Origin of the sequence: Crocosphaera sp. UHCC 0190 (genome assembly GCF_034932065.1) — a bacterium.
Classification (GTDB): Bacteria; Cyanobacteriota; Cyanobacteriia; order Cyanobacteriales; family Microcystaceae; genus UHCC-0190.
In genome coordinates this window covers 235057-260288 of sequence record NZ_JAYGHP010000003.1, presented here as the reverse complement: position 1 = coordinate 260288, position 25232 = coordinate 235057, and the positions used below count along the sequence as shown (strand labels likewise).

31 protein-coding genes and 1 tRNA gene are annotated in these 25232 nt (G+C 37.1%); 20 read left to right on the top strand and 12 right to left on the bottom strand.

The genetic code is table 11. The annotated features are described in order from the left end of the window. Window positions 1–203 precede the first annotated feature (203 nt). Together rseP and nth are read left to right on the top strand one after the other, a co-directional pair. Window positions 204–1289: an RIP metalloprotease RseP gene (rseP, locus tag VB715_RS06815; RefSeq protein WP_323300439.1), complete on the top strand. Its 1086-nt coding sequence runs from the start codon at window positions 204–206 to the stop codon at window positions 1287–1289. Window positions 1290–1341: 52 nt separating this feature from the next. Continuing rightward, on the top strand, window positions 1342–1995 hold the full coding sequence (gene nth / locus VB715_RS06810) for an endonuclease III (protein ID WP_323300438.1): 654 nt from the start codon (window positions 1342–1344) through the stop codon (window positions 1993–1995). A gap of 5 nt (window positions 1996–2000) precedes the next feature. On the opposite strand, the gene VB715_RS06805 is transcribed toward nth, so the two are convergent. Together VB715_RS06805 and VB715_RS06800 are read right to left on the bottom strand one after the other, a co-directional pair. Continuing rightward, on the bottom strand, window positions 2001–2870 hold the full coding sequence (locus VB715_RS06805; RefSeq protein WP_323300437.1) for an alpha/beta hydrolase: 870 nt from the start codon (window positions 2868–2870) through the stop codon (window positions 2001–2003). Further along, the gene (locus VB715_RS06800) at window positions 2870–4141 is read right to left on the bottom strand and encodes a glycosyltransferase (protein ID WP_323300436.1); all 1272 of its coding nucleotides are present in this window, start codon (window positions 4139–4141) and stop codon (window positions 2870–2872) included. Before VB715_RS06800 ends, VB715_RS06805 begins: the two co-directional genes overlap by 1 nt. Before the next feature lie 304 nt (window positions 4142–4445). On the opposite strand from VB715_RS06800, the gene VB715_RS06795 reads away from it, so the two are divergent. From VB715_RS06795 to VB715_RS06750, 10 genes are all read left to right on the top strand, one after another. Continuing rightward, window positions 4446–5186 carry a response regulator transcription factor gene (locus VB715_RS06795; protein WP_323291686.1) on the top strand — a complete coding sequence of 247 codons (741 nt, stop codon included), beginning with the start codon at window positions 4446–4448 and terminating at the stop codon, window positions 5184–5186. Between the two features lie 176 nt (window positions 5187–5362). Further along, complete coding sequence (gene mutL / locus VB715_RS06790; protein WP_323300435.1) at window positions 5363–7021, top strand: DNA mismatch repair endonuclease MutL; 1659 nt, start codon at window positions 5363–5365, stop codon at window positions 7019–7021. Between the two features lie 226 nt (window positions 7022–7247). Next, window positions 7248–8228 carry a sodium-dependent bicarbonate transport family permease gene (locus tag VB715_RS06785; protein WP_323300434.1) on the top strand — a complete coding sequence of 327 codons (981 nt, stop codon included), beginning with the start codon at window positions 7248–7250 and terminating at the stop codon, window positions 8226–8228. 7 nt (window positions 8229–8235) lie between these two features. Beyond that, window positions 8236–8529 (top strand): P-II family nitrogen regulator, encoded by a 294-nt coding sequence (locus tag VB715_RS06780; RefSeq protein ID WP_323300433.1) that lies wholly within the window; start codon window positions 8236–8238, stop codon window positions 8527–8529. Between the two features lie 78 nt (window positions 8530–8607). Continuing rightward, window positions 8608–8922, top strand: a complete 315-nt coding sequence (locus tag VB715_RS06775) for a P-II family nitrogen regulator (RefSeq protein ID WP_323300432.1) — start codon at window positions 8608–8610, stop codon at window positions 8920–8922. A gap of 34 nt (window positions 8923–8956) precedes the next feature. After that, on the top strand, window positions 8957–9631 hold the full coding sequence (locus VB715_RS06770; RefSeq protein ID WP_323300431.1) for a carbonic anhydrase: 675 nt from the start codon (window positions 8957–8959) through the stop codon (window positions 9629–9631). A gap of 48 nt (window positions 9632–9679) precedes the next feature. Further along, the gene (locus VB715_RS06765; RefSeq protein ID WP_323300430.1) at window positions 9680–10957 is read left to right on the top strand and encodes a proton extrusion protein PcxA; all 1278 of its coding nucleotides are present in this window, start codon (window positions 9680–9682) and stop codon (window positions 10955–10957) included. 238 nt (window positions 10958–11195) lie between these two features. After that, on the top strand, window positions 11196–11669 hold the full coding sequence (locus tag VB715_RS06760; RefSeq protein WP_323300429.1) for a DUF4231 domain-containing protein: 474 nt from the start codon (window positions 11196–11198) through the stop codon (window positions 11667–11669). 125 nt (window positions 11670–11794) lie between these two features. Continuing rightward, the gene (locus VB715_RS06755; protein ID WP_323300428.1) at window positions 11795–12592 is read left to right on the top strand and encodes a hypothetical protein; all 798 of its coding nucleotides are present in this window, start codon (window positions 11795–11797) and stop codon (window positions 12590–12592) included. A gap of 3 nt (window positions 12593–12595) precedes the next feature. Further along, window positions 12596–14758, top strand: coding sequence for a hypothetical protein (locus tag VB715_RS06750; protein WP_323300427.1), 2163 nt, complete (start codon window positions 12596–12598; stop codon window positions 14756–14758). Between the two features lie 320 nt (window positions 14759–15078). Here VB715_RS06750 and recN read toward each other — a convergent pair whose 3' ends face one another. Beyond that, window positions 15079–16839 (bottom strand): DNA repair protein RecN, encoded by a 1761-nt coding sequence (recN, locus tag VB715_RS06745; protein WP_323300426.1) that lies wholly within the window; start codon window positions 16837–16839, stop codon window positions 15079–15081. 81 nt (window positions 16840–16920) lie between these two features. Continuing rightward, window positions 16921–17340, bottom strand: coding sequence for a Fur family transcriptional regulator (locus tag VB715_RS06740; RefSeq protein ID WP_323300425.1), 420 nt, complete (start codon window positions 17338–17340; stop codon window positions 16921–16923). Window positions 17341–17522: 182 nt separating this feature from the next. Here VB715_RS06740 and VB715_RS06735 point away from each other — a divergent pair, with 182 nt between their 5' ends. Continuing rightward, complete coding sequence (locus tag VB715_RS06735) at window positions 17523–18095, top strand: peroxiredoxin (protein WP_323300424.1); 573 nt, start codon at window positions 17523–17525, stop codon at window positions 18093–18095. Between the two features lie 146 nt (window positions 18096–18241). Here VB715_RS06735 and VB715_RS06730 read toward each other — a convergent pair whose 3' ends face one another. The 3 genes from VB715_RS06730 to VB715_RS06720 form a co-directional block, all read right to left on the bottom strand. Continuing rightward, window positions 18242–18679, bottom strand: a complete 438-nt coding sequence (locus VB715_RS06730) for a DUF29 domain-containing protein (protein WP_323300423.1) — start codon at window positions 18677–18679, stop codon at window positions 18242–18244. A gap of 70 nt (window positions 18680–18749) precedes the next feature. Beyond that, window positions 18750–19088 (bottom strand): type II toxin-antitoxin system HicB family antitoxin, encoded by a 339-nt coding sequence (locus tag VB715_RS06725; protein WP_323300422.1) that lies wholly within the window; start codon window positions 19086–19088, stop codon window positions 18750–18752. Further along, window positions 19085–19339: a type II toxin-antitoxin system HicA family toxin gene (locus VB715_RS06720; protein WP_323300421.1), complete on the bottom strand. Its 255-nt coding sequence runs from the start codon at window positions 19337–19339 to the stop codon at window positions 19085–19087. Before VB715_RS06720 ends, VB715_RS06725 begins: the two co-directional genes overlap by 4 nt. Before the next feature lie 501 nt (window positions 19340–19840). Here VB715_RS06720 and VB715_RS06715 point away from each other — a divergent pair. From VB715_RS06715 to VB715_RS06695, 5 genes are all read left to right on the top strand, one after another. Then, a complete protein-coding gene (locus VB715_RS06715) occupies window positions 19841–20464 on the top strand; it encodes a type IV pilin protein (protein ID WP_323300420.1) in 624 nt (207 codons plus the stop codon). A gap of 196 nt (window positions 20465–20660) precedes the next feature. Continuing rightward, window positions 20661–20945, top strand: a complete 285-nt coding sequence (locus VB715_RS06710; RefSeq protein WP_323300419.1) for a BrnT family toxin — start codon at window positions 20661–20663, stop codon at window positions 20943–20945. Beyond that, window positions 20920–21177, top strand: coding sequence for a BrnA antitoxin family protein (locus VB715_RS06705; protein WP_323300418.1), 258 nt, complete (start codon window positions 20920–20922; stop codon window positions 21175–21177). Before VB715_RS06710 ends, VB715_RS06705 begins: the two co-directional genes overlap by 26 nt. A gap of 178 nt (window positions 21178–21355) precedes the next feature. Then, window positions 21356–21598, top strand: coding sequence for a hypothetical protein (locus tag VB715_RS06700; RefSeq protein ID WP_323300417.1), 243 nt, complete (start codon window positions 21356–21358; stop codon window positions 21596–21598). A 141-nt stretch (window positions 21599–21739) separates the two neighbouring features. After that, a complete protein-coding gene (locus tag VB715_RS06695; RefSeq protein ID WP_323300416.1) occupies window positions 21740–22078 on the top strand; it encodes a transcriptional regulator in 339 nt (112 codons plus the stop codon). Between the two features lie 157 nt (window positions 22079–22235). Here VB715_RS06695 and VB715_RS06690 read toward each other — a convergent pair whose 3' ends face one another. The 4 genes from VB715_RS06690 to VB715_RS06675 all read right to left on the bottom strand — a co-directional run bounded on the left by VB715_RS06690 (window position 22236) and on the right by VB715_RS06675 (window position 23494). Next, the gene (locus VB715_RS06690; RefSeq protein WP_323300415.1) at window positions 22236–22529 is read right to left on the bottom strand and encodes a hypothetical protein; all 294 of its coding nucleotides are present in this window, start codon (window positions 22527–22529) and stop codon (window positions 22236–22238) included. Window positions 22530–22550: 21 nt separating this feature from the next. Beyond that, entirely contained in the window at window positions 22551–22775 is a 225-nt protein-coding gene (locus VB715_RS06685; RefSeq protein ID WP_323300414.1) for a hypothetical protein, read from the bottom strand. Then, entirely contained in the window at window positions 22772–23113 is a 342-nt protein-coding gene (locus VB715_RS06680; protein WP_323300413.1) for a hypothetical protein, read from the bottom strand. Before VB715_RS06680 ends, VB715_RS06685 begins: the two co-directional genes overlap by 4 nt. Window positions 23114–23257: 144 nt before the next feature. Next, a complete protein-coding gene (locus tag VB715_RS06675; protein ID WP_323300412.1) occupies window positions 23258–23494 on the bottom strand; it encodes a hypothetical protein in 237 nt (78 codons plus the stop codon). Window positions 23495–23586: 92 nt separating this feature from the next. On the opposite strand from VB715_RS06675, the gene VB715_RS06670 reads away from it, so the two are divergent. Further along, a tRNA-Gly gene (locus VB715_RS06670) sits at window positions 23587–23657 on the top strand. 151 nt (window positions 23658–23808) lie between these two features. Further along, window positions 23809–24039, top strand: coding sequence for a type II toxin-antitoxin system CcdA family antitoxin (locus tag VB715_RS06665; RefSeq protein ID WP_323300411.1), 231 nt, complete (start codon window positions 23809–23811; stop codon window positions 24037–24039). Window positions 24040–24108: 69 nt separating this feature from the next. On the opposite strand, the gene VB715_RS06660 is transcribed toward VB715_RS06665, so the two are convergent. Continuing rightward, entirely contained in the window at window positions 24109–25149 is a 1041-nt protein-coding gene (locus VB715_RS06660) for an isochorismatase (protein WP_323300410.1), read from the bottom strand. Between the last annotated feature and the right edge of the window lie 83 nt (window positions 25150–25232).

Below are 25232 nucleotides of genomic sequence, written 5' to 3'. Positions count from 1 at the left end.
TGAACCCCCAAATCTCTGCCAAATTACTTGATAATCATCTCAAGACGCTAATTTGCCTTCTCGTTTCGTCGTGCAGCACTCCACATCATCTAACTTCTTACTTTTTACTTCTTCCAAAGTGGGAATTATCAGGGAATTTTGATAAGATTTTTAAATGGGGATCTTTTCCTCAAGCCATTTTAGATCATCCATCTTAGTTTATTATGTCAGTTTTGGCCGCGATCGCAGTCTTGGTTATTTTAATTGTTGTTCATGAATTAGGCCACTTTGCCGCAGCTAGGTTACAAGGGATTCATGTTAACCGATTTTCCATCGGGTTTGGCCCCGTTTTAGCCAAATATAAAGGCCCTGAGACGGAATATACCCTTTGTGCCATTCCTTTGGGGGGATTTGTGGGTTTTCCTGATGATGATCCTGATAGTGATATTACCCCTGATGATCCTAATTTACTCCGTAATCGTCCGATTTTTGATCGCGCTATTGTGATTAGTGCGGGAGTCATTGCTAATCTTATTTTTGCTTACTTTCTGTTGGTGGGACAAGTTGCAACCATTGGCATTCAAGATATTCAAGCAGGGTTAGTGATTCCTCAAGTAGATCCCGCTTCCCCAGCGATGACAGCAGGAATGCAAGGGGGTGATGTTGTAATTGCCTTGAATGATCAACCTTTGGGTGAATTTCCAGAAGCAACAACGATCTTCATTGAAAAGGTGCAAAATTCGGTGAATCAGCCCTTAAATTTAACGGTAAAACGAGACGATCAAACCTTAAATCTGACAGTAATTCCCCAAAGTAATGAAGAAGGAGAGGGAAAAATTGGGGTTGGATTGCTTCCCAATATAAAGTTAAATCAGTCCAAAAATTTCATCGAAGCTTTTACCTATAGTGCAGAAGCTTATGAAAATTTAGCGACTTTGACGGTTAAGGGCTTTTGGCAACTGATTAGTAATTTTCAGGAAAATGTTAAACAAGTAGCAGGGCCTGTCAAAATTGTGGAATATGGGGCAAGTATTGCTCAGAATAATGCCGGGAATTTGTTTCAATTTGGGGCTTTAATTAGCATTAATTTGGCTATTATTAACATTTTGCCCTTACCTGCCTTAGATGGGGGACAACTCGTCTTTTTATTGTTTGAAGGATTACTCGGAAAACCCTTACCTTTAAAACTGCAAGAAGGAATCATGCAAACAGGTTTAGTCTTGTTATTAAGTTTAGGGGTGTTTTTAATTGTGCGTGATACGGTTAATTTGACCGTCTTTCAGGACTTTATTCAACAAATTGGCTTATAAGTAAACCGTAGGGTGGGCATTGCCCACCCATATCCTTTAATTGACGAATTAGATGAGTCTTACTCGAAAACGTGCTAGTAAAAAACAACGGGCTTTAGAAATTTTAATTATTCTCAAACGTCTTTATCCTGATGCCACTTGTAGTTTAACTTATGAAACTCCTATACAGTTATTAGTCGCCACAATTTTATCGGCCCAATGTACGGATGAAAGGGTTAATAAAGTTACACCAGAATTATTTGCTAGATTTCCTGATGCGCCTTCTTTAGCTTCAGCAGACAGGGAAGAATTAGAAACCTTAATCCGTTCTACTGGATTCTATCGTAATAAGGCTAAAAATATTCAAGGTGCTTGTCAAAAAATTGTCGATGAGTTTGGGGGTAATGTTCCGAAACAAATGGAACAATTACTCAGTTTATCAGGAGTAGCGAGAAAGACAGCTAATGTGGTCTTAGCGCACGGTTTTGGTATTAATGAAGGGGTAACAGTAGACACCCATGTTAAACGCTTAAGTCAACGATTAGGATTAACAGAAGCAACCGACCCCATTAAAATAGAAAGAGATTTAATGCCCTTATTTCCTCAAGCAGATTGGGAAAATTTTTCAATTCGGATTATTTATCATGGTCGGGCAATTTGTAAAGCGAGAAAACCTATTTGTGCAGATTGTGATTTAGCTCATTTATGTCCTTCTGTTCAAGTATAATAATCTTATTTTTGCCAATATTTTTTAATTAATTGTCCAATTTTTTTACTGTGAGTATGTATTAAATTGTGATCAGCATCGGGAAGTATTTCTAAAGCAGCTTGAGGAATATTGTTAGCATAAGTTTGGGAATGCCACAAGGGAATCGTTTGATCTTGTTCCCCAGCAATAACCATAGTTGGAATAGTTATTTTATGGATGTTTTTGTCAACCGTATCAACCGCATCTTCTGGTTTTAAACGATTAGTAAGCATGGCTTTAGCAACGGGTTGATTGATTAAAGATTGACGAACTTCTCGAATAAAATCAAACTGCTTTTTCTGCCCAATTAATTTAGCAATAGGAGAAATTATATCTAAACCAAAATCAACTAATGGACTTTCCCAAAGTAAGGGTTTAAGGTGATTATATCGGCCGACAAACTTATCATCTCGAATACCCGCAGGAGCCATTAAAACCATTTTTTTTAAAGTAGATTTTTCCTGGCTTACTAAACCAATAGTATCAGATTTATTAATCGTTAAATTATTAAAAGAAGATAGTTTTTCTTGAGAAATAGCATAAGCAGAGGCTACCCACGCACCATAGGAATACCCAATTAGATAGAATTCTTTTATGTTTTTAGCTTGAATAAATTCCCGTAAAAAGCTAACTTGATACTCAATCAAATAATTGATTTTTGGCTTAGAAGAATCACCAAACCCTAATAAATCCAACCCAAGACAATGATAGTCATCTTTTAATTCTTGAATAATCGGATTAAGTGTCCAACCATCCCCAAAAAAGCCATGTAATAAAATTACCGGAATTCCTTGACCAACACTGGTATAAGCTGCTTGATATTTTTCGAGTTGAATTGTTTGTTTTTCCATCATTAAAATTTTGTCTTTAAAACAGGTTGTTTTGTCAAAGCTACTGTTTCGATAATATCAACTGCTCGTTGAACACCTCCTGCCTGATGAATCGCCTTTTGTAATCTTAACGCATTATTGCGATAGGAATCTTCAGTTAATACCTTTTGAATTGTAGCGCGAAGTTTAGAAACCGTTAACTGAGACAAAGGGATTAACTCCCCTGTTCCTGTCCAGGCAATACGGGCAGCAATACCTGGCTGATCATTTGTAATAGGAATAGCCACCATGGGAACCCCATAGGTTAAAGATTCTAAGGTACTATTCATCCCCGCATGAGTAATATTTAATACCGCTTTTTGCAATAATTCTAATTGGGCTGCATATTCGACTACCAAAGGATTACCAGGTAATTTTGGTAAGGATTCAAACTTATTTTTTCCTCCTAAAGATATCACTAATTGAGCCTCTAAGCCTACACAAGCTTGAGCGATTTTTTCAAAGACATCAATCATGCCATTTTGTAAGGTTCCCATTGAGGCATAAATCAAAGGCTGTCCCGTTAATTTTTCCCAAGGAAAGGGAATCATCGGACGTTCCATACTGGTATGATAAGGCCCCGTAAAATGAAACCATTGGGGCAACTTTTCCCTAGGAAATTCAAATGGTGCTGGTTGATGACATAAAATTGCTAAGGAGGAATCAACGGAAGATTCTGGGGGTAAATTCCACTTTTGACGATATTTCGCTCTTAATTGTTTTAACGATTTTCCAAAGGGATTTGCTAAAGCATAAATTATTTGATTACGAAGACGGGCCCACCAAACTGAATCATATTGCCAAGTCGTAAAAAAGGGAGGAATACCCGATTCTTGATTAAAAGGTAAAGCAGAACAAACCGTGATAAAAGAAATCTTTAAAAATTCCGCAATTGTTCCCCCTTCAGGAGAAATTTGATCTACCAATAAAGTATCTATATTAGCTGATTTAATAATAGTCGGGGCTTCTTGTAAAAATGTGTCCGCTAACCCCCGAAACCAATTCATTGTATAAAGCAAGGCAGGAATGCCCCTGAGTTTAGCCAGTTCAGCAAACCCCTGTTCCGTAGACCCCAAAGGAAACACTTTCTCGCCAATCCCCTGAAATTCTAACCCCGCGGCCTTAATTTTTGCCTCAGCGTCCACAATGCCAAAAAAAGTAACCTGATGACCACGCCTTTTTAATTCTTTTCCCAAAGGCAGCATGGTATGGAGGTGTCCGGTTTCTACTGGGCAAATTAGTCCAAAATGAGCCATATTACTGCATTAATATACTATATATCTGAAAAATAGCGAATAAACGCGGATAACATAAATTTTAATTATCTTTTCTCCTAGATTAAAACTCCCTTAATCTTTAATTTAACCCCAATTACCCTGAAAATGGCTTGAATTTCTGTAATAAATCTTAACATTAAAGCCCTTGCACCGGATATTTTATCTGGAAAATTTAACAAATTTACAACCATTTGAGAAATCATGCTTATAATCGGGACAGGATTCTTTATCATCCGAACATACTTCTTCGTAAACGTTTACATTTAGTTATCAATTTGTTGCAATGCCTCGAATACTCGTAATCGATGATGATGCCGCAATTTCAGAACTCGTCGCTATCAATCTAGAGATGGCGGGTTATGACATCAACCAAGCGGAAGACGGAATTAAAGGACAGGCCTTAGCCGTCCAACTGCAGCCCGATTTAATCATGCTTGACCTCATGCTGCCCAAAGTAGATGGGTTTACTGTGTGCCAACGACTTCGCCGAGATGATCGTACCTCTGATATTCCGGTGCTGATGTTATCGGCCCTAGGACAAACCAAAGACAAAGTAGAAGGTTTCAATGCGGGGGCCGATGACTATCTCACCAAACCCTTTGAAGTCGAGGAAATGTTAGCCAGGGTACGGGCCTTACTCAGACGAACTGATCGTATTCCCCAAGCGGCTAAACATTCGGAAATCTTGAATTATGGGCCCTTAACCCTAATTCCCGAAAGATTTGAGGCTATCTGGTTTGATCGAACAGTCAAGTTAACTCATTTAGAATTTGAGTTATTACACTGCTTACTGCAACGTCATGGACAAACAGTTTCCCCTAGCGAAATTCTTAAAGAAGTGTGGGGTTACGATCCTGATGACGATATTGAAACCATTCGGGTTCATATTCGCCATTTACGGACTAAATTAGAACCCGATCCCAGACATCCTTGCTACATTAAGACGGTCTATGGGGCTGGTTACTGTTTAGAATTGCCTAGCAGTGAACAGCTAATTATGACTCCTGATGTTGCTGTTGTCTAAATGGTTCCCGACATTAGGGAGATAGGATTTAACCGTCTCTATCTAAAAGTGGAAGTGGGGGGCATTATTGCCGAAATTCGCCGAAAAAACAGGTCACTCAATGCACCATTGAGGACAAAACCCTTAACATGGTGAATCCAATTGTGAGAACATAGGAAAAGTATCGACTTCCCTTCATGTCACCCCCCATTAAACCTCTTTCTCCTCATCTCATCAATTTAATCGCTGCAGGAGAAGTCATTGATTCTTTTGCAGCTGTGGTCAGAGAATTAGTAGAAAATTCCCTTGATGCGGGGGCAACTCGTTTGGTTATCTCCCTTTATCCTGAGATTTGGCAGGTCAAGGTGACAGATAATGGTCAGGGGATGTCCTTAGAAGACTTGCGTAACTGTGGGAAACCTCACAGTACGAGCAAAATTTGTGATCTTGATGATCTTTGGAAAATTACCAGCTTAGGGTTCCGTGGGGAAGCGTTACATAGTATTATCCAAGTCGCTGAGTTGGAAGTGATCAGTCGCCAGGCTGATGAGGATGGAAGTGGCTGGTGTCTTCGCTATAATCTTGATGGGGACGCTAAAACAGAAGAAACTGCGCCTATTGCCCCAGGAACTATTATTACCGTATCTAATTTGTTTGGGCGAATTCCCATCCGTCGTCAAGGTTTACCCGCCTTCTCGCAGCAATTAAAGGCAATTCAGAGCATTATTGAGAACCTGGCCCTGTGTCATCCCCAGATTACTTGGCAAGTCCAGCAAAATAATCAATCTTGCTTCAATATTAGTCCAGGAAGGACACCACAGCAGATTTTACCCCAATTACTCAAACGGGTTCATTTTCATGATTTACAGTATCTTAGCCAAGATATAGAGACGCAAGGTAGGATTGAAGTGGTGTTAGGATTACCCGATCGCACTCATCGGGGTCGTCCTGATTGGGTTAAGGTCGGGGTGAATGGCCGTGTCGTGCGATCGCCGCAATTAGAACAAACTATTTTGGCTGCTTTTAGTCGTACTTTACCAAAAAATCGTTTTCCTATCTGTTTTATTCATTTAAAAATACCTCCTAATCAAATTGACTGGAATCGTCATCCGGCCAAAACGGAAATTTATTTACAGTCCCTTGATTTTTGGCAAGAAAATGTAACAAAAATTATTGAACAAACCCTAAGATTATCCTCTGTTACCTTGGACACTTATGGTCAAAATCAACGGGTGAAAAAGTTACTGAAAGTATCAGAAGATAAGGGTAGTTATCAAGTTAATTCAAAGAAAGTTAATCAGTTAGAAGTCTTTACATTACGGGCAGTAGGGCAAGTAAATCAGACTTATATTGTAGCAGAACATTCGAGCGGGTTATGGTTAATTGAACAACATATTGCTCATGAACGGGTTTTATATGAAAAATTACAAGATAATTGGCAATTAATTCCTCTAGACAGTCCTATTATTTTAACCAAATTATCCCAATCTCAAGTAGAACAATTACAACGTATTGGCTTAGAAATTGAGCTATTTGGGGAACATATATGGGCAGTACGGACGGTTCCTCAAATATTATCACAGCGGGATGATTGTGCGGCAGCTTTGTTAGAATTAAGTTTAGGAGGCGATTTAGAAACAGCCCAAGTTGCTACCGCTTGTCGGAGTGCAATTCGGAACGGAACAACCCTTAATGTATCTGAAATGCAAGACCTTTTAGATAGTTGGAAAAAAACTCGGAATCCTCGAACTTGTCCCCACGGTAGACCGATTTATTTGTCCTTAGAAGAGTCTTCTTTGTCTCGCTTTTTCCGTCGCCATTGGGTGATTGGAAAAAGTCATGGTCTTGGTTCTTAAACTATTATTTTTGACTGCCCATCTTAACACAAGACCTGTGATTTTATGTATGATTACGAATTTCACTCGATAATTTTCAGCAAACTATTAGGAAATCATGCTCATGTTTCCTTGTTTAAAAACTAAATAAGAATATTCTTAGCATTTTCTCATCGTTTTCTTAGAGATTGTAAAGTATTCTCAAAGGAGGTTATTAAAAGTTTACACAATCAAGGAAAGTCAGTTCATGGATGGAAGTTTGATCCTCTTTAACATTTTGAATCCTCCCGTTTTGTTTTTTTTCTTGGGAATGTGTGCTGTTTTTTGTAAATCTGATTTAGAAATTCCTCATCCTTTACCGAAACTATTTTCTCTTTACTTACTGATAGCTATTGGATTTAAAGGAGGCTATGAATTATCAGAAAGTGGGTTAAATACTCAAATAATTTTAACCTTAGTTGCTGCTGTTATTATGGCTTCAATTGTGCCAATTTATTCTTATTTCATCCTTCGCTATCGATTAGATAATTACAACGCTGCTGCCATTGCTGCAGCCTATGGTTCTATTAGTGCTGTTACCTTTATTACTGCTAGTTCCTTCTTAGAAAAACTCCATATTACCTATGGAGGTCACATGGTTGCTGCCTTGGCCTTAATGGAGTCTCCGGCCATTGTTGTCGGCTTAATTTTAGTGCGACTTTTTGCTCCTAAAAAAGAGGGTGATGGGGCAGTTTCTTGGGGAAAAGTTTTACAAGAAGCTTTCTTAAATGGCTCAGTTTTTCTATTGGTTGGAAGTTTATTAATTGGCATATTAACGGGAGAAAAAGGTTGGGAGAAATTACAACCCTTTACCCAAGGAATTTTTTACGGGGCCCTCACATTTTTCTTATTAGATATGGGGTTAGTCGCCGCGAAAAGAATTCGAGAATTGGGTAAAACTGGATCATTTTTAATTGGCTTTTCTGTCATCTCTCCTGTGGTTAATGCTTTGGTGGGAATTTCCGTTGCTAAAGTTCTCGGATTTACAGAAGGAAATGCCCTTTTATTTGCTGTTTTGTCTGCTAGTGCTTCCTATATTGCGGTTCCTGCTGCCATGAGAATGACGGTTCCTGAAGCTAATCCTAGTCTCTATGTTTCTATGGCCTTAGCATTAACATTTCCCTTTAATATTGTCATCGGAATTCCTCTTTATTTAGAAATTATTCACCGTCTTGGAATTGGAGCTTAAAGACAAAATGCAAGCAGTTAATAAGGTAGAAATTATCATCAGTACCCTAGAATTGAACGAAATTTTAGACATTTTAAATTCAGTTCGGGTATCGGGATATACAGTGATTGAAAATATAGCGGGCAAAGGTGACAGAGGAATGTCCTACAATGATTTAGATCGAACCTCTAGTAACAGTTATATTATGACAGTTTGTACTGATAAAAAACAGCTTGATTTTTTAGTAGAAGAAGTTGTTAAACTATTGAAACGTATTGGGGGAGTATGTTTAGTGACTGATTCTAATTGGGTAGTGCATTAATTGATGTAATCCGATTAATTATTTTGCTATAATTTTAATTGTAAAATAGTAATTAATCGGACTCTTTTGGTGAACAACATGAACAATATTATTTCATTTATGCAGGATGTTAAGCGCGTTGAAATCATTATCAGTGATTCCCATCTTCAAGACGCATTAAAGATTTTAGATAACATTGGTGTTTCCGGTTACACCATCATTAATGACACATCAGGAAAAGGCGATCGCGGGTTATCTTGTTCCGATGATAACTGTGTCTATCATGGTACTTATATCCTGACAGTTTGTACCAATGAAAAGCAACTTTTTAACCTGACAGAAACTCTAAAACCTTTACTTAACAAAGTGGGGGGTATCTGTTTAGTCAATGAAGCTAAATGGATACACCATTAGTCAAACTTTAATCTATAAGAACATGGATAACTTTATGCCAATGAATCGAATTATTCAAGGACTTAATCAGTTCCAAACTAACTATTTTACAGTTAATCAAGAACTATTTCGTCAACTGTCACAGGGACAGACTCCAGAAATTCTATTTATTACTTGTTCTGACTCTCGAATTGATCCCAATCTTTTAACCCAAACGAAACCAGGAGAACTCTTTATTATTCGCAATTTAGGTAATATTATCCCCCCTCATGGAACCACAAATAATAGTGAAGGTGCTGCCATAGAATATGCAGTCTGTGCTTTAGATATCAAGCATATTATTATTTGTGGACATTCTGATTGTGGGAGTATGAAAGGGTTACTACAACTCAATAGTTTAACAGAAGAAATGCCTCTAGTTTATACTTGGTTAAAACATCATGCTGAATCAACTCGTCGTCTTCTTAAGGATAATTATAAACACTATGATGGTGAAAAGCTTTTAAGGATTGCCATTGAAGAAAATGTTTTAACCCAGATCGAAAATATCGAAACCTACCCCGTAATTCGTTCTAAATCACACAGTAATAAGCTTTCCCTTCATGCTTGGGTTTATGATATTGAACTAGGAATAATTTCCGCTTATAATGCCCAAGAAAAAAAATTTGTTAAATTAGGATATGAGGCCTTTCCTGTTCCCGATCCCCTTTCTAGTTTACAACCTAACTAGATAAACATTTTTGATCAAATATCATCTTTTTGTTAAACTTTAGTCAATATGAAGTCCTCTATAGTTCCCTCTCAAAATAATTCCAGTTCTCCTAAATTTACAAAACTAAATAAATGGTTTTTTAGTACACCGGAAAGATCCTTAGAAGAAGCTTATCAAGCTGCTTTGAAAATTCAAAAAATAGAAAAGGAACATTTTAATGGCCAAACTGTTTCAGAAAGTTCTGGCAAATATACCAAAAATGTTGTTGATTGCTTTGTCGAAGATGTAGACAATAAATTGACTTATATCAAGCTCAAAATTACTGAGTTTAAAGTCAGTCGTTTATTTTTAAGACATTCAAACTATGAATTCATCAATAAACTTAAATTTATTGATGAAACCCTAAACCGCTATCAAGAGTTAGAGAAAAACATCCTATCCATTAACTCAAATAATAATGATTCATCATCGCAAAAAAACTCAAATAATAAACCTTCAAATGTATCTCAAGTAAACTTATTAGACTTTGAAAAACCCGCAGAAAACTTCAAGAAAACAGGTGCTTTACCCCGTTCAATCGGCAAAACCCTTAAGAAAATTCAAATTGATATGAGTCCAAAAGCTGAGGAAGAATTAGTTCAAAAATTCCGCAGTTCTCGTCGTGTTACCCGACAAGCAATTAGTGTATTAATCTTATTAATTCTTATTCCTTTACTCTGTCAAAAAATTTCCAAAGAATTCATTTTTCTTCCTTTAATTGAAAATTACCGAAATCATCATGAAGTTCCCATATTTATTAATTCAGAAATGAAAGAAGAAGCTTTGCGGGAATTACAAGCTTTTGAAGAAGAACTTAAATTTGAAAAGTTACTCCATCATATTCCTAATTTTTCTCCTGAATTATTAGAAAATAAAGTTACCAAAAAAGCCCAAGAAATTGAAGAAACTTTTCATCAAAAAGGAACGAATGCCATTAGTAATGTTTTTGCTGATTTAACTGGTTTAGCCGCTTTGTTAGTCGTCGTTGCCTTTAATTCTCAGGGTATGGTAGCAATTAAACTATTTTTAAACGATATTATTTATGGACTTAGTGATAGTGCTAAAGCCTTTATTTTAATTCTATTTACTGATATCTTTGTAGGGTTTCACTCCCCTCATGGTTGGGAAGTTTTATTAGAAGGAATCGCCAATCATCTAGGAATTGCTGCTAATCATAGCGCGATTTTTCTCTTTATTGCTACCTTTCCTGTGATCCTCGATACAGTTTTTAAGTATTGGATTTTTCGTTATCTTAATCAAATTTCTCCGTCAGCAGTCGCAACCTTAAAGAATATGAATGAATAATTGTTAAGTAAGTACACAGAATTAATTACACAAAATTCGTAGGGGGTGGTTTTGGCTAAAACCACCCTTTCTCTGTCATTTTTGTTAAAACTTAATAAAAATTCATGTATTGATTGATTATTTCTGCCCTATGATAATAACTAAGCCAATTCACGCCGTAATAACTTTTTATCATTAACTTTGCCAAGGGTTAAAGGGTAATAGATCAGAAGTGTTGAATGTTAGAATTAATGAATATATGTGTGACCAAAAAGCACTCCAGTTTCTAGAAGAAGGAATTGATAAACGAATTTCTTCTTTCAAAAAGAAAGTTGATTTGTATCGGAAAAATACAGTCAGGTTCACTATGCTATCAGTTTGTCTATCGGCAGCCACGACAGTTTTAATTGGTGTAGGACAAATATATGATCAGCAGCCTTTATCAGTCATAGCTCTTATTGTAAGTTCTTCTATGACGATTGTTAATGCTTGGGATGGCTTGTTTAATTATCGGTCGAGATGGGTTAACAATAATGAAACACTCATGAAACTTTACGATCTCAACTCTGACATTAAATATCAAAAGTGTCGTCAAGCATCAGCATTAGAAGATATAACTGTTGATGAATTTTATCAAAGATATAAAAAAATTCTTCAAGTTACTAATGAAAGCTGGAAATCTGATCGATTACCAAAAGACGAAAAATCAGGTTCTACCAAACCTGTCACATGAAACGATTCGGATTAACATCCTTAAAGCATTATTTGGCAAGTGTTTGAGTTTTTAATAGTTTGATTGTTAACAAAATCATTGCCAAGTTCGGTAGAACCAAGAATAATGAGTGTGTATAAGCATCTATGACCTCCCTCAATGATACAATTAGGGATTTAAAAAATCCTGACAACTTACCAAAACCATTACCAATTGTTCATATGAGCAATGCTCGTTGGTTTCCGAAGATTTGTGAACAAGGTTCTCTTCAACCTGGAGAATGCCCCGTTTTTCATCAAAATTTACTATACTTTTTTTATGGAGGAGCCTTCTATCGTTCTAAGAAGAAAGTGACTCAAGAACCGACGGAATTACCAGTTGCCTTTTTGTTCGCTCCCAAGTTACTTGATAACGTAGCTAGATACTTTCCTTATGATACAGGAGCGGCACAGACAGAAAGATATGGCGAACCATGGAGTCAAACATTAAGAAACTTTGATAGGTATGCTGTTTCTAATCAACCAAACAACTTTGAGATACCTTGTAAACTTATACATTATATTTATGGTTCTAACAAAAAGTATTTAAGAGGAGATCATAAGTCCAACCTAACAGATTTACAAGACCCCCTTCCTGAATTATATAATTTTCTAGAGTCCGATCTTACAAAAGAAGGTTGCGATCATCGAAAATGTATAATTGAGTGTCAAGTTGAAAAACAGGTTGATTTAAAATTTGATTCTCCTGCATGGGTAGCCTTTCCCGAAGGCTTAATGAAGGATTTCGTTGATTTTTGTGAAAAGTATCTTCGAGACTGCGTTCCTGATTATTATGCTTATGACTCTCATAAGATATTCACCCCATCTGAAATTGAAGCAAAAATAGAAGAGGAAGCTAGTAAACTTGTTAAAAAACGTTACATTAAACTTTATGATTGGCCTTGAAGCATGATACAGAAGCCCAGTGATTTTGAGTTATTAGGACATGACTGCCCCCTCGGACGCTATCCAGCACCAGTAGTTCCTATTGGTCGTAAAAATAATCAATTAGTAGCGGTATACTTAGATTCTGCTACGTCAGAACCTGCTTTTTTATCTATAGATGAAAATTCGGTTTTTGTTCGCTATGAAGGTAATTTTAAAGAGTCACTGTTTAATTTTGATTGCAGCAAAGAGAAACTTTTTGCCATCTCAGAAACTCAAGTAATGAGATATATGTCTAGTAAAGAAAGTGACTTTTTCAAATCCCTGTTAAAGGATGAAAAATTTTCTGAAGACGATCCATTTTTTCGGTTTTCTCTCGCAAAACCTACAAAAGATAGTCAAGTAATTGATGCCGAATCAAAAAAATGTGACAATTTTCTAATCAATGGTGGATATTCTGAGGAGATAAGAGCTAAGTTCTTTACTAAATCTGACAATTTTTTAGTCTACTTTGTCAATTTTCTAGTCTACTTTGTAAAGTGGATTTGGGATAAATTATCATCAATATGGCCAAAAGATCCTCCAGAAAACACACCGAGTGAAAATGAGGGATTAAACCTCAATTCTCCAGGAGAAATTATCATGACAGCAATAAGAAACGAGAGAGTCGGGGTTTTAGTCGTTCACGGAATCGGTGAACAACGCAAATTTGAAACCGTAGAAGAAATTGTTAGGGATGTAGCAACCGCTTTAAAAGCAGATAAAACCCTGAAGGTGAGAATAATTGTTAATGAACAAAATACCGGAGCTTATGCTGCTAGTCAACAAACCTGGCAAGCTGATGATGATAAAGAACCTGTAATTATTGAAATTAGAGATGATCAAAATAACCTCACACAATTAGCATTCAGTGAGGTTTGGTGGGCTGATTTAGGGGAACGGACGAGTCTACAAACTCAAATGACTTTTTGGGGGTGGGGTCTATCTTTGTGGTCACGAAAACAATATGCTGACATCAATTTGGCAACCAGTGATCAGATGAGTCCTCCCCAAGATATTAACGGAAATAAACCGCAAATGGATTTCAATGGTCGTTTGAGGTTTTTCTGGGTATCTTTAGTTATTTTATTAGTGTTGCCTGTTCTGTCATTTTTAAGTGTGATTTTACGCAAGGTATTGGGATTTGATTTACGGCCTGATATTTTAGTTCAATATTTAGGGGATATTAAACTTTATCAACAGGGAAGAAGGCAAGGAAAAGGCCCATTAGTTGATTTAGGTCAACGTCCCCGTCTTTCCATTCGACGACGAATGGTTAAAGGGTTGGTTGAGATGAGTTTGAGAAATTATGATCGTTGGTATGTTTTATCCCATAGTTTAGGAACCATTGTTGCCTTTAATGGGTTAATGGAAACAGAAGAAGCATTACCAAATTATTTGAATGAAGATTTATGGCGAAGATGGCAATATGTTAGCCCAACAAAAGCAAAAAAAGATCTAACAGATGACGACATAAATAATATGTTACCTTCTCGTCCTGCTTGGTTAAATAATAATGATATTGTGTCCCGTTCAGACTTATTTAGAAATCTTCAAGGGTTTATGACCTATGGTTCCCCCTTAAGTAAATTTGGTGTGGTTTGGCCTGCAATTGTTCCTGTTAATAAAGATAACAGTGTCTTTAACTCAAAGTTTGAATGGTTGAATGTTTATGATCCTACTGATCCAGTGGCAGGTAGAACGGCTTTATTTAATTTTAAAACCATTGGAGATAAACAACAACCCCAAGAAATTGCCTATAAAGCAGAAGCTATTCATCTATTAAGTCATGTAGAATATTTAAACTATAAACCAGGTCGAAAAACTCCTTTAGTTAAGCAATTAGGTTACTGGTTATTGACTGGTGAAGCATTTCAACCCGCCCCTAAATCTTTAGGATGGCCGACACCCTTTATTGTTCAAGTTTATAATAACGTTCGCCTCTTAATTTGGGTAGTTTCTGCTGTGGTTATTTCTTGGCTTTTAACTTTCTTTGTCCGCTTTGCTTTGCCAGACTTTATTGAAGAGACTCTTAATAATGTTCCCTATGTTGACTTTTCTAATCCTTTCTTTTACATCGTTTTGTCTGCCATTATTGTGTTTATTTTTGGCATCATCATGCGGCTATTTAAAATCACCTTTAATTAATTAAGTTGGCTCTACCGAACCTAGGATGTAAAACGATTAAAAATTACAGGCTTAAACCCGATCGGGTTAAGCTATCGGAACTAAGCCTGGCTACCCAGGCTTAAAATTAGGCTGTGTAGACAGCCTTTGTGCTTATAGAATAAGGCTTTAGCCTGTATTCATTTATTAATTTTACTGTTAAAACGGGGATCTTCAAACCAGGGAATTTTATTAATAAACTAAAATAAAAAAACCCCATCCTAACACACCAATGAATAAGCTTATAATAATAATTAAACTAATTAATTTGGGGTCTGCATTGTCGATGATTTCCGCTAAAATCACTGCTTTCCCAAGCGATAAGCCTCAGCTTTGACTAATAATGATTGGGCAAATTGAAGGGCATCTTCTGCCGAATGTCCTCCTGTTAATTGGGCTAATTCTTCCTGTCTGGTTTTTAAATTTTCTAATTCTTTAACCCTGACAACTGTACGAATTTCTGGCAAACTTAATTGACCATTACCGTTAGGTTTAATAATAGCAGATTCTTCGATTATTTGCTTTTCTACCCGAAAATGATGCTCTGCCATCGCCGCAACTAAAGGCTGATGAGTGACACATAAAACTTGATAACCTTGACTTAAACTGTGTAATTTTTCAGCAATAGCTTGGGCAACTTTTCCTGAAACTCCTGCATCAATTTCATCAAAAATCAATGTCCCTGAACATTTTTCAGATTGAGCAAAACAGGCTTTTAATGCTAATAAAAAACGGCTCATTTCTCCCCCAGATGCGGTACTTGATAGGGGTTGTATCTTTTCTCCTGGGTTGGGACTAAAATAAAAAACGACTTTATCACTCCCTGTTATACTGGGAGGACAAGGGGTAATTTGACAGACAAAAATAACTTTATCCATGGCCAAAGGTTTTAATTCTTTGACTAATTGTTTCTCTAATTTTGTGGCAGCTTTTTGTCGTAATTCTGTTAATTCTTGACAAAGCTTGATTAACTTTTCTTCAGCAATTTTCAAATCTTTTTCTAATTGCTCAATGGACTGTTCACTATTTTTTAATTCCCCTAAGTCAGCCTGTAATTTCTCATAATAAGCGATCGCTTCCCCCAAACTTGGGCCATATTTACGACAAATTCGCTTAATTAAGTTAATTCTCTCCTCTACCTCCGTTAATCTCTGGGGATCGGCTTCTAAACTGTCCCCATAGCCATTAATCTGCTGTCCCGCCTCTACCACTTGGGTTAAGGCCGATTTGACCATCTCTAATACTGATTCAATTTCTCTATCATATTCTGCCATATCTGTCAAGAGCATTTCGGCTTCTGCCAAACGGTCAGCGATCGCAGGTTCATCGCTATCATTTTGATAAAGGAGTTGATAGGTTTGGTAACTCAACTGTTGCAACTCCACCACATGGGAAAGGCGATCGCGTTCTTGTTCTAATTGTTCAAGTTCATCGGCCTCAGTTAATTGGGCTTCTACCAGTTCTTTACATTGATATTCCAATAAATCTAAGCGTTGTAACCGTTCCTGTTGAGATTTACGGCGTTTTTCTAAATTTTGCTGTTTATTTTTCCAATTTTCGTAAGCCGATTCTACCAATTTTCGCTGTTTTAAAATAGCCTGGCCACCATAAAGATCCAATAATTCCCGTTGTCGGATGGCATCCATCAATTGTACCGTTTGTCCTTGGGCCGTAATTTCGACTAAATTTTCCCTAAGTTGTGCCATTAAGGGTAAATTGACTAAAACCCCATTAACACGGCAACGCGATCGCAAGGTTTCCCCCGTCACGGACAACTCCCGCAGACAAACCACCGTCCCATCCTCTAACAACTCAATTTCTTGTTGTTGTAACCATTTAAAGATGGTTTCATTCCCTTGAAACGTTGCCTCTAAGGACGCTTGTTGGGTTCCTTGACGAATTAAACGATTATTGACCTTTCCCCCTAAAACAATATCGATCGCATCAAGAATGATAGATTTTCCCGCTCCCGTTTCCCCTGTCAACACATTTAAACCCCCGCCAAATTTGAGGGTTAACTGATCCACTAACGCAAAATTTTTGATCTGCAATAGAGAGAGCATGGAATTGTCGATACTGCCAACGAAAAGGGGTTTATCTTCTGTTTAGTGTAGTATAAATTTCCTGTATCGAACTATCCATCATTAATCTTGACAGCGATCGCAGACTCCCTGTACTGTCACTTCATATCTTTCTGGTTGAATACCAGGTCTTAACCCTTGTAAATTAATAGATTGAAAGGTTTTCCAGGGAATATCCTCAATTACGCCACAGCATCGACAGCGAAAATGATGATGAGAATCCACATTTGCATCATAACGAGAAACCCCTTCCTCTAACAAAACCTCTCGCACCAAACCCACTTGACGTAAGGCCTGTAAAGCACTATAAACCGTAGCTTGGGACGAAGTAGGGGCCGTTTGGTTGAGATCGCTCAAAATTTGTTCTGCCGTTGGATGGTCAGTTCTAGCTAGTAAATTGGCGTAAACGGCAAAACGTTGGGGTGTTACCCGTAATTTATTCTTTTTCAGGCGTTTAACGATGGCTGCGGCTTCCTTTTGCATTCCCTTAACTGTTTCTTATAAAGACCTTACTATATTATAATTTAGAGTTTTTTAGATGATTACTTATCTTAAAATTACTCAATAAACTAAGTATTTATTACTATTGACTTTTTCTTAAATAAGAATTATTCTGATTTACCATAGCAAAGGCTAAAACAAAACTGATCGTCAAGAGGTGAAATATGGCAGTTCTCGAAACTGTACCCAGTGTTGTCTTTAAAACCCGTGTTCGTGATGAGTCCGTTCCCGGTTCCAACCCCTACCGTTGGCAAGATTTGACCACCGAAGACATTTTTGCTGGTAAGAAAGTCGTTGTTTTCTCCTTACCTGGTGCCTTCACCCCCACCTGTTCATCTAACCACTTACCTCGCTACGAAGAGTTATATGATGAATTTAAAGCGTTAGGTGTTGACAAAATCGTTTGTATCTCAGTCAATGATGCTTTTGTGATGTTCCAATGGGGCAAACAACAAGAAGCGAAAAATGTCTTCTTATTACCCGATGGAAGCGGCGAATTTACCCGTAAAATGGGGATGTTAGTTGATAAATCTAATATTGGTTTTGGAATGCGTTCCTGGCGTTATTCCATGTTCGTCAATGACTGCAAAATCGAAAAAATCTTTGTTGAACCCGACTTCAGCGACAACTGCCCCATTGACCCCTTTGAAGTCTCTGATGCTGACACCATGTTAGCTTACCTCAAGGGAACCGAACCCGCAGGTGTTTCTGAACCCGTTAAAGCATTTGTCGGCTAATTAACTTTCTTCGGCGAAAAGTCCCCCGATTTATCCCCATTCAGCGACCAACCCCCCAACCCCCCTTACTAAGCGGGGCAAGGGGGCTGGCGTTGACCCCTACAACATCCACATCTGTAGTCCAAGTTAATGAAAATGGAATATTTTCAATTATTCACGTCCAGATAGGTGATTAATTCCTCAAGGGAGTAAGGACAATCAGGTGGTAAATCAAGATTGTATTTTTCTAAAACCGTGCGTCTAGCCCTTTTATAAGGCTTTTCAAGATCAATTTTATTTCGGATAGAATTGGTCAATTTATCTTCTAAATTATCAATAAAAGCATTGATTTCACATTGCCAATGGTGTCTAGAATAAATGTCAAAAGAGTAATCAAGTTTTAAACGATGGATAATAATTTGTTTTAAAAGATTATTAACCGCGTGAATCTGTTCATTAGCAAAATACTCTATTTCCTCTAATAAATTATTCCAGTCTAAAGCGTTAACGTCACGATTCTTAAGCGCATTCCCTTGCTTTTCCAGCCATAAAGGATAGTCGGTTTCATATAACGAGTAAGTTACTGTAATGGGTGTCTGACTCATGAGTTAAACTCCGTGCTTAGAATCATTTTCTGTGATATCCTCTTGGTGGCGGCCGAGAGACTGCTTTTAATTAGTTTTCCTTAACATACTGCTCGATCGCTTCTGTCACCAACTTATTCAAATTAATTCCTCTTTGTTGTGCTGCGATCGCTGCTCGTCTATGGAGATCCGCACCTGGTCTTATATTAAAACTTCCTTTAAAGGGTTTTTCCGATTCCATCCCCTTTTCTTCACAAACTGCCAGGTAATCATTAACCGCTTCCTGAAAATTTGCTTTCAGAGATTGTACATCATCCCCTTCATAGCTAATCAAACTGCGAATATACTCAACTTTTCCATAAAATATTTCATCTTCGTCATTATAATTGACTGACCCATAATATCCTTGATACTCCATCATATTTTTCATAGTAGTCCCTCTTGTTGGAGAATCTCAATCACTTGTTCTATTTGATATCTTTTAAGGATATTGCGAGGATGAGGTTTATGAAGACTAATCACCACTCCCGACAAATTGAGGAAAGTTCGCCTAGAACCGCCTGTTTTTCCTGTTTTTCTCTCCTCAAACTCAAATCCATTTAAAAGGGTTGTTAGTTCTTCCCAAGTAAAATCCTTTGGTTTACTCAAGAGACGCTTGATTAACTTTTCTTTTCGGGTCATGTTAACCTTTATCCCTTTTTTCCATTATGATGCTATTCAATAATTTAATGCAACTATTTTTAGTTGCTCAATTGTTTGTCAGAATCAATTAAAAACAAATGTATTAATGTAAGCCATCCATCCTAGGGGGGGTTTAGTCAGAAAACTCGATCAGCCAAAAACCTCCCCCCCTTTTAGAAAGGGGGGTTAGGGGGGATTAAATTTATAACCCACTGCTAAGAACCCTAAATCTTTGCAAAAACTCGCCCTATCTATATATACATGAGTCTGTGGGCGGGTTTATCTAACCTATCGGTGAGACTCATAAAATTCTGGAAAAAACCCGCCCCTACGAATCACCCCCAAACCTCCATCCCATCAACCTTTCCCTAGGGGTTAACGGCCGTTGAACCCTACTGTTAAAAAAAAGTTTTTCCAAAGTGATATGAAATCTGATCGATGTGGGTATGTTTTATCTAGAAGCAAAAAAACACTAACCTCTACCAAACAGGAACTAAACCAATGAATAACACATTTAAAGCTAACCTCATCAAATCTCTCGCTAACAAAAAAGGCAACAAAGGTTTCACCTTAATTGAACTTTTAGTCGTAGTAATTATCATCGGTGTATTAGCAGCGATCGCCTTACCTAACCTCTTAGGACAAGTTGGTAAAGCTCGTGAGTCCGAAGCTAAGAGTACCATCGGTGCAATGACCCGCGCTCAACAATCCTTCTTTACTGAAAAAGGTCGATTTGCTGGTGATGATACATTAGATGGTGCTTCCCTCCAAGAAAAAACCGAAGCTCTTGAAGTTCCTACTGGTAATGAAAAATACTATTTGATCGGAGTTACATCACCAGGGGTTCAATTAGCCACTGGTAGTGACGATGCTAAAGCTGAGATTATTGCTGGTGCGCCCGCAGATGCCAAAGCAGCCAACCAGAAAAATGGTACTCGTGACTATATCTCTGGTATCGCTTATGACACCAATAATCGCACTTTTGCAAGCGTTGTTTGTCGCGCAACCAATGCTTTAAAAGCTGGCGGTTATGTTTTAACTGACACTAACAAACCTACAGGATCTAATGATGCCGTTGATGATGCTGCAGTTGAATGTGCTACTGATACTGAAGTCATCAGATAACTTTAAGAAATAGGCAACCTTTGCTTAATCTGAATATCGACAGGTGGTTAGTGTTAAATGTTTCCACCTGTTTTTATTTTTTTTTGGGGGGGGTTTGGGAGCATATTGCTCCATTATGCTGAAATCATTAGCAAGCAAGATGCTCGTAATTATAATATTAAATCCATAATTGTATATAAAAAATATTTTAACTATAATGGAATTTGAATGGGACGAAAATAAGAATAGACAAAATCGACAAAAACACGGTATTAGTTTTGAAGAAGCTCAGGAAATTTTTGATGGCATCGCATTTACTTACATTGACAGACGATTTGATTATGGTGAAATCAGAGAAGTGAGTATAGGGGCAATCCAAGGATTTGTCATTGTCACCGTTGCCCATACGGAAAGAAATGGGAAAATTCGCCTAATTTCTGCCCGAAAAGCTACCCCAAAAGAAAGGAGACAATATTATGAGTATCTCACCAAAACGACTTGAAGAAATCCAAAATATTCCTGATTCTGCTATTGATACATCAGACATTCCCGAATTAGATGATACTTTTTGGGAAAATGCAAAAGTGGTTAAACCCATGGCTAAAACTGCCGTTTCTATTCCTTTAGACAACGATGTTTTAGAATGGTTCAAAAAACAAGGAAAAAGCTATCCAACACTGATTAATTCTGTGCTTCGCTCTTATATTAATACCCAACAAAATCAAACCCATTAAAGCTAAGTAAAGAAGTCAAGTAGGATTTCTCCTCATCAGTAATTCTTGCTTAATCTTAATAATAACAGGTGGTTAGTGTTTAAGTTTCCACCTGTTTTTATTTTTTTTTTGCGTAATGGAAATATTTACGTTAAAATAGTTTAAGTCATGATTCATCTCAAAAACATACAAAAATCTCATGAAAACAATTAAATTTAACAACCTAGAAAAGCAAGATTTATTAAACAAAAAAGAACCGATATGTATAGAGCATAACAGCAAACAAATTGGCTATTATTATCCAATTACTGAATACAAAGACATCAAAGAAGCCAAGGAAGAACTTGATGTTATCATGGAAAAAGTATTAACTGAAACAGAATTAACAGAGGAAGAATATGTATCTATGTTTATGAGTACAGTTGAGGAATCATGCGTCTAGTTGTCGATACAAATATCTTAGTCGCTGAACTACTTAGAAAGCGAGGCAGAGATTTAATAATATCACAAAAATTAGATTGGACTACTCAAACCCTATTACTCCAAAATGATTAATATTCTCAGACCAAAAGAGGATTAAAATATGGCTTTAACTCATCAATTTAAAGAAACAGTGCAGAAAAGAATAGAAACCGATCCCGAATTTCGCTTATCTCTATTAACTGAAGCCATTAATTGTTTAATTCAGGGAGAATTTCCAATAGGAAAAGCAATTTTACGAGATTATATAAATGCAACTATTGGGTTTAAAGAATTAGGAACTCTCACTCACAAATCATCTAAAAGTCTGATGAGAATGTTAAGCGATACTGGCAATCCTCAAGCGAAAAACCTTTTAGAAATTATTGCACAACTTCAAAAAATTGAGGGAATAGAATTTGAAGTTCAAATACATCAATATTTTACAGTTTCAGGAGAATAACAATAAAATTAAGTGAACTTTTGAGGATTGTGAAAGTTTTCTTCAACAGAAAGATTAAGATTTCCTAATAGTTATATGATAACTATTACCTCCCAACCGCACCTGTACTGTAAAGGTGTTTTTTGGGGATCAACGGATGTTGACTCCTAGGATTTGGCTAAGGTTTAAGGGTTCCCCCCCGAATAAACCAACCCATAACCCCGCCAGCAACGGTGGTTAAGACAATAAAAACAATCTGTCTCCAGTTTTTTAACTCCCCTACTTTTTCGGCTAAGTCAGGTATTTTCTGGATTAATGGCTGCTGTGCCTGTAGAGTTGCCTTAATAGTGGTTATTTCTTCTGATTGTTTATCTAACTTCTGAGTGACTTCTTTATGGTTGTTGTCGATTTTATTTTCTAACCGAGAGAACATCTCCTCTAGAGAATAAGTAACAGTAACGGGTTCGTTCATGAGTTATAGTCCTAATAGTATTCAAGTCTGAGTTTCTCGATTCAATTTTAACTGTTCTAATTGTTTTTTAACTCTTTCCCTGCGATGGATATAGAGGGGACTATTTTGTAATTCTGTTTCTGCGATCGCACTGGCTTGAGCTAAGATCATGTTAAGCTGATCAAATTGCAAACAAACTTCCCGTAAACGTGCGACATTTTTGGCTCTAGTTTCTGCATCAGGAATCTTTTTTTCCGTATCCATCATAAACTCCAACTTCGTTTAATTTCTAAAATACTTGCTTCAACTGCATCAGCCGTTGCTTGCGTTTGTTCAAGGGATTCATACAATAAGTTTAACAGGGTTGAATTAGCAATTGGTTGAGATTCTGCCACCTGCAATACTAAACCATACAACCTATTATAAAAGGATCTTGCTCGTTCAGCAGCATTATTAAGTTCTTCCAATTCAGAAAAAGTTTCCTCCGTCTCACCATATTGCTCGAATAACTGATATTCGGTTGCTGTCGCCAAATTGATCACCTTAAATAATCCAGGAAGTAAATTCGCTACAGCAATCAAGGTTTCATCTGATAAATCTGCCATTTTCTTTTCAAATTGACTATAATGATCGACTGTAACTGAATCTGGGGGAATCTTTGAACAGATACATCAACTTTATGGCGGTTGGCTCTCCCGTATCTATGGTGACAATAAAATATTATAGTTACGGATTTCAATTATAGTTTTTCAGACAAGATTAACTGAAGAATTGGAAAACTTACAATTAGAAGCCGCTTTAAAATTAATTGACAGAAAAATTGTTGTTTTTCCTTTTAGAAAGGCAAAGGGCGTATGCAATACGCCCCTACAAAAACGGAATCCATCCCACTGTAGGGGCGCAACGCTTGCGCCCACAATGCCACAAATACGCACTTCTGCTATGATATGTTTGCCTGTTTCTCGTTGCCCTTGTTGTTGGCCCACGCTAGGCACAAAGGCCAAGGTCAAAAAAAATCTGACAAAACCCTTTTCAATTTCTTGAAGTTGTGTTAGCCTAGTATAAGTGAAAAAAAAACGCGGGTGTAGTTTAGTGGTAAAACCTTAGCCTTCCAAGCTAATGATAGGGGTTCGATTCCCCTCACCCGCTTTCTCAATGTATGGTAAGTCTAAGGACTTGCGTGAACTCAAACCCTTAGCATTAACTTAATTTTTTGGATTGTCAAGAAACTTTAAGCAGATGGTATGTAGCAGATTTCACTTCCCTGTACAATAGTAAATGGAATATTCTAAAGAAACCTATGAACGAGAATGCGGTGTCTACTCAGCGTACAGCTGATAAGGTAGAAATATCGATTCACCTCGATGCAGATGTGTTAGAACAGCTTAAACATCTGACAAACGACCCCAGTCGTATTATAGAAACAGCCATTAAACAATGGCTACAAGGTGAGCGTGATAGGGATGATGATTTGACCCGCACATTTCGCCGTAACCCCCCCCTCCCACCGAGAGGAGAGTGGAACGATTAAAGCTTTTCTAGTCAGTAGTAGGGTGTGATGTGAAATTAACAGTAATTTAGGGGCGCAAATTTTGCGTCCCTAAAAACTCTGGAATTCTGTGTCTTTCCAAGTCTCTATGAGGTCAGTTGATGTGACTAAGTGCATTCCGGCCTCTGCAAACCGTTGAAATGCGGCTTCTGCTTGAGGGGTAAAATCAACAATATTAGGGACGACGACGGGAGAAGTACAATCTTCTAATAAATAAACTTTTTGGGCTAACTTTGGGTCTTTGATTTGTATTTCTTTGAGCAAATCATCGATTGTCCAAGCAACACAGTGACTTTTGGCTTGACCCGCAATTATAATCCTATCAAAAGTTAATAATTTTTGCAAAAATTGAGTGTTTTTTTGAGCAATGGTTTGCCCTTGTTCATTGGTTAAAACTTCAGGACTTAAGACAGAATAATTTTCGGTTAGGGGGTTACTTCCTTTTAGTTCAAAATGGGTCTGACTGTGACGAGCTATATTATGAAAAAATAGGGCTTCTTCGACGGATGAAACTAAGGCGTGTCCGATACCTCCTAACATAGAATGATAGGGCCAAATTGTTAAGGGAAATTTTCCGTCATCTGTTAGCTTTTTAACATAAAATTGAGTATATTTTTGTAAATTTTCGTATTTAATATTTAGATTATTAGCAATTTTTTGATTCACTTTCCAGATACCTTGTTTAATATCTTCTAGATGAATCATGGTAACAGCAGGTTGAGGATTTTCTCCTGCATCATTAACCCAAAAAATCGGGTGAAAAATTTGCATTGCTGTGTGGGTGTCCATGGTTGGTGCAATGGTGGTAATGATATCTAAATTATGATAAATAAACTCACATAATCTAATATTATCTTCTACGGCTCCATTGCCTGATTTTCCTGCTACAAATAACTCAAAATCAGGAAGGCAAAAGGTATTTTGTGCATCAATAATTAGGAGGATTATTTTAGTTTTATCTTCTGCTGAGGGTTTAATATTATGATGTTTTGCCCACTGTTTAGCTTCAATCGCTCTTTGTTGATAAGGAACGCGCCAAACTTTATGGACGTTTTGAGGAGCGAAAAATGAAGGAATAGGTAATTGATTCATGGTATTATAATTTCAATTGCTACCTCAAAGGGATTTCTTCATCATTAGATATAATAGCATGATCACAAGCTCGAATAGCTTCT